Below are 12,112 nucleotides of genomic sequence, written 5' to 3'. Positions count from 1 at the left end.
GTCGTTGACGCTCTTGAAATGATCGAGATCGGCGATGACCAGCGCGACCGGCACGCCTTGCCGCATCGCGCCAAGCACCGCCAGCTCGGCATGCCGGGTGAAGCCGCCGCGGTTGAGCAGACGCGACAGCGTGTCCGTTTCCGACTTCGACGTCACTTCGGCGAGCACGTCGCGAACCAGGATGGCCAGCATCAGCAGCGCCAGCGCCAGCGCAAAGACAGTGCCGAGCGATTGCGACACCAGCGCGTAGTTGCTTTGCAGATAGGCCTGCGGATTGGCGCCCCAGCCGCCAAGCGCATGCGCGATGAACGGTTTGGAGGCAAACTGCAGACCGCTCGCCGCCAGCACGGCCATCAACATGCGATCGAGACGGGCAAGCTTTTGCCTCGATGACCAGACAATGGCCAGCCCCACAAACTGCATGACCGCATAGGGAAGCTGGTAAGCCATGATGCGGATCAGCGACTGGCGGGGCAGATCCTGCACGAAATACACAGCTATGGTGGTGGTCAACAGGAACAACAGCATCGGCTTCCAGGGCAGTGCCACGCCGTATTTGCGGGCAAGCCCGCCATTGAACGCAATGGTGGCGGCAAGGAAAACCGCGAAGGCGGCCACGACCGGGAGCCGCGCGTCGGAGAAAGCGGGAATGGAGAATTCGATGGCCGAATAGGCCATGCCCAGCAGATAGCCAAATGCCAGCCAGCGCGCCGGCGCGCGGCCGACATCGTGGAAGGCGACCGCCATGAAGGATGCCGCCAGCAGGCCGGCAACCGACAGATTGATCAACAGGATGAAGTTGGCGCCGCTCATGTTCTCCCGCACCCGCGCCGACAGCTAATCATCGACGGGCGAAGAAGACGTTAACGCCGTCCCGTCCGGGCAGATTCAGCCGGTCTTGAGCGGCTCCGGCAGGAACGCCGTTTCCGGCCGCTCATAGGACAGGCGTACACTGTCGCGGCCGTTCTTCTTGGCTTTGTAGAGCGCATCGTCGGCACGGCGCATCAGCGGCTCCAGCGCCTCGCCACCGCTGCGGGCCGCCACGCCGAAGCTTGCCGTCACCCTCGTTCCCTGGGGAAGTCCGTCGACATGACCGGCCGAATAGACGGTGCGCACCGCCTCGGCGAACAGCCGGGCCGCGGCAAGATCGCTGAGTGGCAGCAGCACCGCGAATTCCTCGCCGCCGATACGCCCGGCAACACCGCGCGCGCCGGCCGCCGACCGAAGCTTGGCGGCGAAGTCGGCGATCACGCGATCGCCCGCGCCATGCCCATGCACATCGTTGAGCGCCTTGAAGTGATCGAGGTCGGCCAACACCAGCGCGACCGGGAACCGGGCCGAGGCGCAGTGCTGCAAGAGCCGCATGCCGCGTTCCTCGAAGCCACGCCGGTTGAGCAGGCCCGACAGGGGGTCGGTATAGGTCTCGGTCTTCAATGCCTTCAACACGTCGAGTGCCGCGGCGGAAAACAGGCACAACGCAATGAGCAGCGAGAGCAGCGCGTGCGACAGCAGCGCCGTCGTCCAGTAGGACGAGCCATAGAACCCGTCATAGCTGGCGAAGGGCCCATGCGCGATGACGACGGCAAGGGTGCGCACGAAGAAATTGACGCCCGACAGCAGCGACAGCACGAACAGGATTTTTTCGGTCGGGCCGTTGTTGCGCACCGGGCGCAGTTCGGCAGCAACCAGAAGGCTGATGCCGCCGAATGCGAAATTCATCGCCAGGATGCGCCAGGTGAGATCCGGCGCGACGAACAGGAACCAGCACAACGACGCCAGGCCGCCGCCGGCCAGCACGGCGATCCCCACATAGGGCACCTTGCGGCCATAGCGGTGGATGACAGCGCTGGCCAGGCAGCACGCGGCGATGGTGAAGCAGATGTTCGACGTAAGCTTGGTCAGCGGCATCCCGATGGGCAAGGTGAAATACTGCAGCAGGAAGCCAGCCGCCGAGAGACTGTAGCTGATCGCCAAAACGGCCAGATAGGGGCGGTGGCGCTGATAGGACCATAGCACAAGGAACGCCGCGCCGAGCGCCAGCGCGATCGTCGGGTTGAGCAGCGCAATGAGCAGACCCGTGTCCAACCGACTGTGACTTCCCCTGGCTTACGTCAGGGAAGAGCTTAGAGGGCAAGCCCAAACAAGCGGTTAAGCGAAAGCGGTAAGCAGGACCGCCGTCTCAAAATAATGTCAGGGAACCGCAGTCCCCAGTCAGCGTTCCTCCGTTCACAATCTGGAGCGACCCATGGCCGACACAATCACACTGACCGACCACGATGCGATCCGCTCATGGGCTGCCGGGCGCGCCGGCTTTCCCGCAATCGTCGACATATCGCCGGAAGCGGGGACGCAGCCCATGTTGAGGCTGGTCTTCGGCCAGCACGCCTATCAGGATCAGGACCAGCCTGAACGGCCGCTCAATGCGGGAGGCTATGAACTCGTCGAATGGGACGAATGGTTCAAGCTCTTCGAGGAACAACAGCTTGCGCTAGTGGTCGCGGCCGAACAGCCGGGACGCCGCGAGGAGTTCCACGAGCTCGTCCGCCGCGACGGAAAGAGCTGACCCGAGCCGGGCGCGGCTCGGGTTCTGTTCAAATCCGGGTTACTTCCACTCGCGGATGTCGACGAAGTGGCCGGCGATCGCCGCCGCGGCCGCCATCGCCGGCGACACGAGATGGGTGCGGCCCTTGAAGCCTTGCCGGCCCTCGAAATTGCGGTTCGAGGTCGAGGCGCAGCGTTCATGCGGCTTTAGCCGGTCGTCGTTCATGGCAAGGCACATCGAGCAGCCCGGCTCGCGCCAGTCGAAGCCGGCGGCGACAAAGATCTTGTCGAGACCTTCGGCTTCCGCCTGTTCCTTGACCAGGCCGGAGCCGGGCACGATCATCGCATCGACATGCGGGCTGACCGTCTTGCCTTCGACCACCTTGGCGACGGCGCGCAGATCCTCGATGCGGCCGTTGGTGCACGAACCGATGAAGACGCGGTCGAGCGTGATGTCGGTGATCTTGGTGCCCGGCGTCAGACCCATATAGTCGAGCGCGCGCTGCTTGGAGGTGCGCTTGTTTTCATCGGCGATGTCGTCCGGGTTCGGCACGATGCCCTGCACCGACACGACATCCTCGGGCGAGGAGCCCCAGGAGACGATCGGCGGCAGCTTGGCCGCGTCGAGCACGATCACCTTGTCGAAATGCGCGCCTTCGTCGGACTGCAGCGTCTTCCAATATTCGAGTGCCGCATCCCAGGACGCGCCCTTCGGCGCGCGCGGCTTGTCCTTGACATAGGCGAAGGTCGTCTCGTCGGCGGCGATCAGGCCGGCGCGCGCGCCGCCTTCGATCGACATGTTGCAGATCGTCATGCGGCCTTCCATCGACAGCGCACGGATCGCTTCGCCGGCATATTCGATGACATAGCCGGTGCCGCCGGCGGTGCCGATCTCGCCGATGATGGCCAGGATGATGTCCTTGGCGGTGACGCCCTCCGGCAACTGGCCGTCGACACGCACCAGCATGTTCTTGGCCTTGCGCTGGATCAGCGTCTGCGTCGCCAGAACATGCTCGACCTCGGACGTGCCGATGCCATGCGCCAGCGCGCCGAAAGCGCCATGCGTCGAGGTGTGGCTGTCGCCGCAGACGATGGTCATGCCGGGCAGAGTAAAGCCCTGCTCCGGACCGATGATGTGGACGATGCCCTGGCGGATATCGTTCTCGGAATAATATTCGACGCCGAAATCCCTGGCGTTCTTGGCCAGCGCCTCGACCTGGATGCGGCTTTCCTCGTTCTTGATGCCGAACTTGCGCTCGGGCGAGGTCGAGACATTGTGATCGACCACGGCCAGCGTCTTTTCCGGATGCCGGACTTTACGGCCGGTCATGCGCAGGCCTTCGAAGGCCTGCGGGCTGGTCACTTCATGGACCAGGTGGCGGTCGATGTAGAGCAGGCAGGTGCCGTCGTCCTGGCGATCGACGACATGGTCGTCGAAAATCTTGTCGTAGAGGGTGCGCGGTGCGCTCATGTGCGTAAATCCGTCGATATGAGAATGGGAAAGAGCAGGTACCGGACCTCAGGCCCGGCGAAAGGGACCCGAACAGGTCGGCCTAGGGTAGTCGGCTGGTCAGCGCCCCGGACACGCGCGCGGAAAAACGCGACGGCAGGCGTTTCCTGTCCTGCAGCACGAACCCCTTGTAGGCCGGATCGCCAAAAAGCTCTTCCATGGCGTGGCTCATACCAATGTTTTGGGTTTTCGGCAATTGCGGCGTTCAGCGCCTTTACCTTCTCCCGCAAGGGGAGAAGGTAAGTGGAGTCACAACACTTCAAACACAAACGTCTTCACCAGCGCGTCAGGCTCGGCGATCGCATAGCAGCGGAACCACGGGCTTTCCTCGATCGGCCGCCATTTCCCTGCCTGCTCCAGCTCGTCGAACACGGCTTGGAAGCCGCCGCTCTCGAACACCTGGTCGCGCACGGTGAAGATGGCGTGGCCGCCCTGGCGGGTGATGCGCACCAGTTCGTGCAGGCCTGTCGCCGGCGCATGGCTGATGGTGAACACGCCGGTCGAGAAGAAGGCGCGGAAGTGGCCGTCCGGCCACGGCAGCGTTTCGCCGAGCATTGCCTGCTTCAGGTCGCTGTAGGCATTGCGGCTGCCGGCGATCTTCAGCATATCGTACGAGAGGTCGAGCCCCGCAATGTCGCGGTAACCGAGCGCCTTCAGCGAGGATCCCGACAGGCCAGTGCCGCAGCCGGCATCGAGCAAGGGGCCATCGCCCGCCGGCACATGACGCGCCACCCAGGCGGTGATCAGGAAAGGCAGGAGGTAGCCGAGCGAGGCGGTCTCGCTGTCATAGGTCGCGGCCCACGCGGCATAGGCCTCCTCAAGCGCTTCCGGCGTGTCGGCCGTATAGACGGAATCCAGCGCCGCATTGGCTTTGTCGACGATCATGGGGACCTCCTCAAGGGGAATGCTCGGGGATCGTAGCGCTGCCTTGGCCGAAAAACTATTCCTCGTGCTGGCGGCGCAGCCGCCGCTCCAGCGCCCTGAGCGCCAGCGACAGGCCGACGGTCAGGATGAGATAGATGTAGGCCGTTATCGAATAGGTCTCGAAGAAGCGAAAGGAGCCGGCGGCGTAGACCTTGCCCATCTGCGTGATGTCGGCAACGCCGAGCACCGAGACCAGCGAGGAATCCTTGACCAAAGCGACGAAATCATTGCCGAGCGGCGGCAGGATGGTGCGGATTGCCTGTGGGAACACGATCAGCCGGAAACGCTGCGCGCGTGTCAGCCCAAGCGCCTTCGCCGCTTCGATCTGACCCTTCTCCACCGCCTGGATGCCGGCCCGGAAAACCTCCGAGATGAAAGCCGAATAGCCGATGGTCAGCGCCATGATGGCGCGCCAGAGCAGCGACACGTCGCGCACCAAAAGCTCGCCGAACAGGCCGGCGTTTTGCAGCGGCGCGGTCAGCGCGTTCCAGGCCGCGACGAAGGCCGGCGCGCCGGCAAAGGCGATCCAGAACAACAGCACCAGGATCGGCACGCCGCGGACGATCTCGACATAGAAGCGCGCGATCTGGCGCAGCCAGCGCGAACCGGACATTCCCATCAGCGCGATGCCGAGCCCAATGGCCGACGCCAGCACGAAGGCGATCACGGTGACGAAGATGGTGACGCCGATGCCCTTGGCGACCGTGGCGAACACCTGGGCATAGAGGTTGCTGGTGGCGACGAAGACGGCCACCGCGATCGCGAGGGCTGCGGCAACGACAAGCCACCAGGGGAAGTCGGCTTTGGACGAAGAGGCGGGAGGCATCAAAAGGATTGCGCCAAGGCGCCCCCCTCTGTCCTGCCGGACATCTCCCCCTCAAGGGGGGAGATTGGCAGCTTCGTCGACGGCACTCTTTTTACAACTTTGGTGATTGGCGAAAGCGGAAAAAAGAGCCGATCTCCCCCCTTGAGGGGGAGATGCCCGGCAGGGCAGAGGGGGGCGTTCAAGCGCGAAGTCAGCGCGAAATCACTGCCCCATCTTGTAATCAAGAAACCATTTCTTGTTCAGCGCATCGAACGTCCCGTCCGCCTTCAACGCAGCGATTGCCGCGTTGATCGGCTTCACCAGGTCGGAACCCTTGGGGAAAATGAAACCGAAATCCTCGGTGCCGAGCGGCCCGCCGATCAGTTTCAGTTTGCCCTCGGAGGCGTCGACATAGCCTTTGCCAGCGGTGCCATCGGTCAAAACGACATCGACGTCGCCTGATTTCAGTGCCTGCACGGTCGCGCCGAAGGTCTCGAACAGTTTGATGCGCGGGTTCTGCTCATTGCCGTCGAGCACGCTGTAGACGGCGGTGTAGAAGGGCGTGGTGCCGGCCTGCGCGCCGATCAGCCCGTCCTTGAAGTCGCCGAAGGTCTTGTCGTCAGTGAAGCGGCTCTCATCGCCGCGCACCAGCATGAACTGTTCCGAGCGCATATAGGGGTCGGAGAAATCGACCTTCTCCTTGCGGTCGTCCTTGATGGTGATGCCGGTCATGCCAATGTTGTACTGGTTGTCGGAAACCGCCTGGATCATCGCGTCCCAGGAAGTGTTCTGGTACTCGACCGTGAAATTGAGCCGCTTGGCGATCTCGTTCATCGCGTCATACTCCCAGCCGATCTGCTTGCCGGTCTTGGCATCGATGAACTGCAGCGGCGGATAGGCGTTTTCGGTCACAACCACCACCTTTTTGCCGCCGAGGTCGGGCAGCGCCTGCGCAAAGGCGGCAACGGGCGTCAGGACGAGGGCAAGCAGGCCTGCCAGCAGCAGTTTCGATTTGGTCATGACACACTCCCCGGAAATTGACGGACCCGGACATGGCCGGGCTTGCAGGAAAATACGGCGCCGACTTTAGCTTTCCGCAAGCGTCATGCAAGACGGTCCGCTGCGTCAGGATGCGCGAAAGCGGATTCCAGTGCCTTCATTTCCGGGATTCAGGATTGAACGGTGTCGCGGCAGCGATCAGCTCCGCTTCGCGATGCCGGCATCTGCCTTGCGCAAGCCGGAGACGAACCGCGTCAGCGTGCGGTGCAGGGATTTCAACTCGTCGGCATCCAGCGGCAGGTTGCAAAGCATCGCCGCCGGCACGCTTTTGGCCTGCTCACGCAACGCTTGGCCCTTCGCTGTCGGCTCGACCATAACCCGGCGCTCGTCGGCGGGGTCGCGCCGGCGTGTGACCAGTCCGCCAGCCTCCATCCGCTTGAGCAGCGGCGTCAGCGTCGCCGAATCCAGCCCAAGCGCTTCGCCAAGCTCGCCAACCGTGCTTGGAGCTCGTTCCCACAGCGCCAACATGGCCAGATATTGCGGATAGGTCAGGCCGAGCGGATCGAGCAGCGGGCGGTAGAGCTTCGTCATCAGCCCGCTTGCCGAATAGAGCGCGAAGCACAGCTGCTGGTCGAGCCGCGGAACGTGAAACGTCCCGGTGGCCTCCGCCGGGACGTCGCTGGTGCTCTTTGTCGTCTTTTCCGTCATGCCGCCTTTACCGAAAGCGCTACGTCGACATTGCCCCTGATGGCGTTGGAATAGGGGCAGATCTTGTGCGCCTCCGATACAAGCGCTTCCGCCGCCGCCTGATCAAGGCCTTTCGTTTCCGCCGCGAGCGCGACGCCGAGCTTAAAGCCTTCGCCATTGGGAAGCAGGCTGACGGTGGAGGTTACCCCGGCATCCGTCAGCGACAGCTTCTGTTTGCGCGCGACGAAGCGGATGGCGCTTTCGAAGCAGGCGGCATAGCCGATTGCGAACAGTTGCTCAGGATTGGTGGCGCCCCCCGGCCCGCCGAGCTCCTTGGGCATTGCCAGATCGACCTTGAGCAGACCGTCGCTGGTCTCGCCATGACCGGCGCGGCCGCCGGTGACGTGAGCCTGTGTGGTGTAGAGTGCCATATCAAATCTCCAATTACTTTGTACACGATTATTTAGTACACAAGATAATGTGCCGTCAACAGCGGATCCCGTTTCTGGCGCTGAAAGCGTTCACAGTCCGGTGAAACGAAAAAGGCGGCCGAAGCCGCCTTTTTGAATGGGATGTCCGAAAACCTTATTCGGCGGGGGTCGCTTCCGCGGCGGCCTTGGCTGCTGCTTCGGCTTCGGCGGCGGCCTTCTTCTCGGCGGCGTCCTGGGCGGCCTTCTCGACGGCCAGGGCCTCGGCTGCTGCCACCTTCTCGGCCTCGATGCGGGCCTTCTCGGCGTTCAGCGCATCGCGCTCCTCATCATTCAGCTTGCGGGCGCGCACGCCGGTGTTTTCCGAAATACGGGCCGATTTGCCGCGACGATCGCGCAGGTAATAGAGCTTGGCGCGACGCACCTTGCCGCGGCGAACGATCTCGACGCCTTCAACCATCGGCGAGTAGACCGGGAACACGCGCTCGACGCCTTCGCCGTAGGAAATCTTGCGAACCGTGAAGTTCTCCTGGAAGCCGGCGCCTGCGCGGGCGATGACGACGCCCTCATAGGCCTGGACGCGGGTGCGGGTGCCTTCGGTCACGCGGACCTGGACGCGCACGGTGTCGCCGGGCTGGAATTCGGGAAGCTTGCGCTTGGCTTCGATCTTGGCGGCCTGTTCGGCCTCGAGCTGACGGAGAATATCCATCTCAAAAGTCCACTTCTTGTTCTTCCGACAGTCAGAGCGTCCGACACTCGCCTTGCAGTTCCATTGACCGCTTGGCTATGCCTTTTGTCTCCAAGACATTTGTCTTTGAAACATCCAGCAGGGGCGACTACACCGTCATTGTTGACGGGTCCGGCAGATTCTTTCTGGCCGGTACGGGCGGGCACATACAGCTATTTCGCCGCTTTGTCACGCCTTGGCAGCGCATTTTCTGCTCGCATGGCACCATCGTAATCCTGCCGTGCCGGGTTGCGCCGGTCGTTCAGGCTTTCTAAGCCTGAAATAACACAGTTTTGAGCGGCCGCAATTCATGTCTGTCTTCGATGCCATCCTGCTGTTTCTGGCGGGCTTTCTGTCAGGCGCCGCCAATGCGGTCGCCGGTGGCGGCACCTTCATCACCTTCGGCGCCATGACGTTGGTCGGCCTGCCGCCGATCGTCGCCAACGCCACCTCCTCGGTGACGCAATTTCCAGGCTACATCACCTCGACCCTCGCCTACTCGGCCGATATCAGGCACTTCTGGCGCGGCGCGCTGCTGCTGTGCCTGATTTCGGCCGTGGGTGCACTGGCCGGCGCGCTGATCCTTTTGGCGCTCGACAATCCGTCGTTTCGCGCTCTGGTGCCGTGGCTGCTCCTGGCCGCGACAGCCCTGTTCGCAGCCGGCCCCTGGCTGAAACCAGTGCCGAAGCCCGGTCATGAAGCGGCGGTGGGCTCGCTCGCCGGCTCCCTGGCGCAGTTTCTCACCGCCATCTATGGCGGCTTCTTCGGCGCCGGCATGGGCGTGATGATGCTGGCGACGCTCGGCCTCACCCAGGCCGGCGACTATCACCGGCTGAACGCGCTGAAGAACATGCTGGCCATGGTCATCGCGGCGGTCGCTATCGTCGTCTTCGTCTCGGGCGGCGTCGTCGCCTGGCCGCAGGCGATCATCATGATCCCGGGCGGCGCGCTCGGCGGCTATGCCGGCGTCTGGATCGCCAAGCGCGTGCCACAAAACGCGGTGCGCGGCTTCGTCGTCGCTGTCGGTCTGTTTCTGGCTTTCTATTACTTTTGGAAAGGGTGAGCGGCGGCGCCCAACAAATCCGGACGCCGCTCTTTCGTCAGCTTCTCTGACTCCGCCCGACGCCATGCGGCGATCTTCTTGTGGTTGCCGGAAACCAGCACCTCGGGAATCTCACGGCCCTCGAACTCCTGCGGCCGCGTATAGTGCGGATGTTCGAGCAGGCCGTTTTCGAAACTCTCCTCCTCGCCCGACACCGCGTTGCCCATCACGCCGGGCAACAGCCGCACCACCGCATCGAGCAGCACGAGCGCTGCCGGCTCGCCACCGGAGAGGATGAAGTCACCGATAGAGACCTCCTCCAATCCCCGCGCGTCGATCACCCGCTGGTCGACGCCCTCGAAGCGGCCGCACAGGATGACGGCGCCTGGCCCAGCGGCCAGTTCGCGCACACGCGCCTGGGTCAGCGGCTTGCCGCGCGGGCTCATCAGCAGCCGTGGCCGCGCGTCGCCTTCCGGCGAAGCATGGTCGATGGCTTTCGCCAGCACGTCGGCGCGCATCACCATGCCGGCGCCGCCGCCGGCGGGCGTGTCGTCGACGGTGCGATGGCGGTCGGTGGCGAAGCCACGGATCTGGATCGCCTCCAGCGACCACGTCCCGGCCTCCAGCGCCCGGCCAGCCAACGACAGGCCGAGCGCGCCGGGAAACATTTCGGGGTAAAGCGTCAGCACGCAAGCGGAAAAACTCACCGGTTGCCCCCGGCATCGCTCGGTCCGCGCGGCCGGCCTTTCGGATCGAAGTCTTCCTCGCGCGGGCCATCGCCATCGCCATCCTCGTCGTCGACCAGCCCGGCTGCCGCCGGATCGACACGGACAAAACCCTCGGCGATCGACACTTGCGGCACGGCGGCCTGTGTGAACGGGATCAGCACGCCCTTGCGCCCGCCCAGCGTCACATCGAGAATGTCGCCGCCGCCGAAATTGTGCACCGCGACCACCTTGCCAAGCACGGCAGCCGTATCGTCGCGGACTTCGAGGCCGACAAGGTCGGCATGATAGAATTCATCTTCCTCGCCATCGTCCGGCAGCATCGAACGGTCGACGAACAGCTCCGTGCCGGCCAGCGCCTCGGCCGCGTTGCGGTCGGCGACACCTTTGAAGCGCACCACGACCACGGTGTTGGCAGGCCTGATGTCGATGATCTGGAAGGCGCGCCCGTCCCTGGCGTAGAGCGGCCCGTAATCGGCCAGCGCCAGCGGCTCACCGGTGAAGGTCTTCACCCGCAATTCGCCCTTGATGCCATGGGCGGCGCCGATCACGGCCATCTGGACAGGGTTCTGGGGCTTGCTCATGGCGCTTTTACCTTCGTCATCCACGGGCGGAGCAGGCGCGAAGCGACTGCGCAGACCCGAGGATCCATTCCGTTACGGCGACCAAAAAGCACGGCAGTTCAGAAAGGGTCACGAGTCTCGTTCCTGCCAACTCTCTATTTGCAAACACTTCGCGCGGTCTCCACCGCAAAGCTATCAGACTTGTAACGCAGCAACGCTCGCAGGTCACGGCATGGATCCTGGGGTCTCCGCGACGTCGCTTCGCTCCTGCTCCGCCCCAGGATGACGAAGGGGGCGGGCATTTCAGCCAATCACCAAGGTAGTCACCTGCCGCCAATCGATGGTCTCCTAACCTCAGCCGGCTGTCATTTCAATGACGGCTCTTCACCGCTTCCTAACCCGAATACCCGAAAATGCCGCCATGCAGGAATTCCTGATCCCGGCCAAACCCGATCTCCAGGCGGCACGCGAAAGCTGGCTGAAGATGCTGGCCCGAGAGCGCCGGCTGTCGCCCAAGACGGTGGAAGCCTATGAGCGCGACACGCGCCAGTTCCTGCATTTCCTCACCGGCCATTGTGGCGGCTCGCCCGGCATTTCGGACATCGCCGATCTGCGCCCGGCTGACCTGCGCGGCTTTCTCGCGGCGCGGCGCAATGCCGGTGCCGGTGCCCGCACGCTCGGCCGGGGTCTCGCCGGCATCCGCTCGCTGCTGCGTTTCCTCGAGCGGCGCGGCCTCGCCAATGCGGCCGGGGCGGCAGCACTGCGCGCGCCGCGCCAACCCAAATCGCTGCCCAAGCCGCTGACAGCGAGCGATGCCAAGCATGTTGTTTCCATTGAAGGCCAACTGGCGGAGGAACCCTGGATCGCAGCGCGCAACGCCGCCGTGCTGACACTGCTCTACGGCTCCGGCCTGCGCATTTCCGAGGCGCTTGGCCTCGCCGGCGCCGATCTGGCGTCGGCGGCCGACACGGTGCTTCGCGTCACCGGCAAGGGCGGCAAGACGCGCCTGGTGCCGGTGCTGCCGGTGGCGCTCAGGGCGATCGCCGAATATCGCCGGCTCTGCCCCTACCATCTCGACCCCAAGGGCCTGTTGTTTCGCGGCGCCCGCGGCGGTCCGCTCAACCCGGCCCTTGTCCAGCGCGACATGGCCCAGCTGCGCTC

Annotated in this window: 14 protein-coding genes; 3 read left to right on the top strand and 11 right to left on the bottom strand. The window is 64.1% G+C overall.

Annotated features, from left to right (window positions below; genetic code table 11):
* A partial coding sequence (locus EN939_RS06555) for a diguanylate cyclase domain-containing protein (RefSeq protein ID WP_127267371.1) occupies positions 1 to 813 on the bottom strand: 813 nt, incomplete at its 3' end.
* 75 nt (positions 814 to 888) lie between these two features.
* Positions 889 to 2,085 carry a GGDEF domain-containing protein gene (locus tag EN939_RS06550; protein WP_127267370.1) on the bottom strand — a complete coding sequence of 399 codons (1,197 nt, stop codon included), beginning with the start codon at positions 2,083 to 2,085 and terminating at the stop codon, positions 889 to 891.
* Between the two features lie 160 nt (positions 2,086 to 2,245).
* Between EN939_RS06550 and EN939_RS06545 the strand changes: the two genes are divergently transcribed.
* On the top strand, positions 2,246 to 2,563 hold the full coding sequence (locus EN939_RS06545) for a hypothetical protein (RefSeq protein WP_127267369.1): 318 nt from the start codon (positions 2,246 to 2,248) through the stop codon (positions 2,561 to 2,563).
* Between the two features lie 39 nt (positions 2,564 to 2,602).
* On the opposite strand, the gene leuC is transcribed toward EN939_RS06545, so the two are convergent.
* The 7 genes from leuC to rplS all read right to left on the bottom strand — a co-directional run bounded on the left by leuC (position 2,603) and on the right by rplS (position 8,603).
* Positions 2,603 to 4,012, bottom strand: coding sequence for a 3-isopropylmalate dehydratase large subunit (gene leuC, locus EN939_RS06540; RefSeq protein ID WP_127267368.1), 1,410 nt, complete (start codon positions 4,010 to 4,012; stop codon positions 2,603 to 2,605).
* Between the two features lie 288 nt (positions 4,013 to 4,300).
* Complete coding sequence (locus EN939_RS06530) at positions 4,301 to 4,936, bottom strand: class I SAM-dependent DNA methyltransferase (RefSeq protein ID WP_127267367.1); 636 nt, start codon at positions 4,934 to 4,936, stop codon at positions 4,301 to 4,303.
* Positions 4,937 to 4,991: 55 nt separating this feature from the next.
* The gene (locus EN939_RS06525) at positions 4,992 to 5,801 is read right to left on the bottom strand and encodes an amino acid ABC transporter permease (protein ID WP_127267366.1); all 810 of its coding nucleotides are present in this window, start codon (positions 5,799 to 5,801) and stop codon (positions 4,992 to 4,994) included.
* A 201-nt stretch (positions 5,802 to 6,002) separates the two neighbouring features.
* Positions 6,003 to 6,800 (bottom strand): basic amino acid ABC transporter substrate-binding protein, encoded by a 798-nt coding sequence (locus EN939_RS06515; protein WP_127267365.1) that lies wholly within the window; start codon positions 6,798 to 6,800, stop codon positions 6,003 to 6,005.
* Between the two features lie 177 nt (positions 6,801 to 6,977).
* Complete coding sequence (locus EN939_RS06510; RefSeq protein WP_127267364.1) at positions 6,978 to 7,487, bottom strand: MarR family winged helix-turn-helix transcriptional regulator; 510 nt, start codon at positions 7,485 to 7,487, stop codon at positions 6,978 to 6,980.
* Entirely contained in the window at positions 7,484 to 7,897 is a 414-nt protein-coding gene (locus EN939_RS06505; RefSeq protein WP_127267363.1) for an organic hydroperoxide resistance protein, read from the bottom strand. Before EN939_RS06505 ends, EN939_RS06510 begins: the two co-directional genes overlap by 4 nt.
* A gap of 154 nt (positions 7,898 to 8,051) precedes the next feature.
* The gene (gene rplS, locus EN939_RS06500) at positions 8,052 to 8,603 is read right to left on the bottom strand and encodes a 50S ribosomal protein L19 (RefSeq protein WP_013528861.1); all 552 of its coding nucleotides are present in this window, start codon (positions 8,601 to 8,603) and stop codon (positions 8,052 to 8,054) included.
* Between the two features lie 328 nt (positions 8,604 to 8,931).
* Between rplS and EN939_RS06490 the strand changes: the two genes are divergently transcribed.
* On the top strand, positions 8,932 to 9,684 hold the full coding sequence (locus tag EN939_RS06490) for a sulfite exporter TauE/SafE family protein (RefSeq protein WP_127267362.1): 753 nt from the start codon (positions 8,932 to 8,934) through the stop codon (positions 9,682 to 9,684).
* On the opposite strand, the gene trmD is transcribed toward EN939_RS06490, so the two are convergent.
* Positions 9,666 to 10,370: a tRNA (guanosine(37)-N1)-methyltransferase TrmD gene (trmD, locus tag EN939_RS06485; RefSeq protein ID WP_127267361.1), complete on the bottom strand. Its 705-nt coding sequence runs from the start codon at positions 10,368 to 10,370 to the stop codon at positions 9,666 to 9,668. The genes EN939_RS06490 and trmD overlap by 19 nt on opposite strands.
* The gene (gene rimM, locus EN939_RS06480; RefSeq protein ID WP_127267360.1) at positions 10,367 to 10,972 is read right to left on the bottom strand and encodes a ribosome maturation factor RimM; all 606 of its coding nucleotides are present in this window, start codon (positions 10,970 to 10,972) and stop codon (positions 10,367 to 10,369) included. The genes trmD and rimM overlap by 4 nt, the downstream gene beginning before the upstream one ends.
* Positions 10,973 to 11,372: 400 nt before the next feature.
* Between rimM and EN939_RS06475 the strand changes: the two genes are divergently transcribed.
* Positions 11,373 to 12,112 (top strand): site-specific integrase (locus tag EN939_RS06475; RefSeq protein WP_127267372.1); only part of this gene is annotated, 740 nt, incomplete at its 3' end.

This window comes from Mesorhizobium sp. M7A.F.Ca.CA.002.05.1.1, assembly GCF_003998335.1.
Lineage (GTDB): Bacteria > Pseudomonadota > Alphaproteobacteria > Rhizobiales > Rhizobiaceae > Mesorhizobium.
The sequence above is the reverse complement of the archived record's forward strand: the minus strand, read 5'-3'. Positions and strand labels throughout refer to the sequence as shown.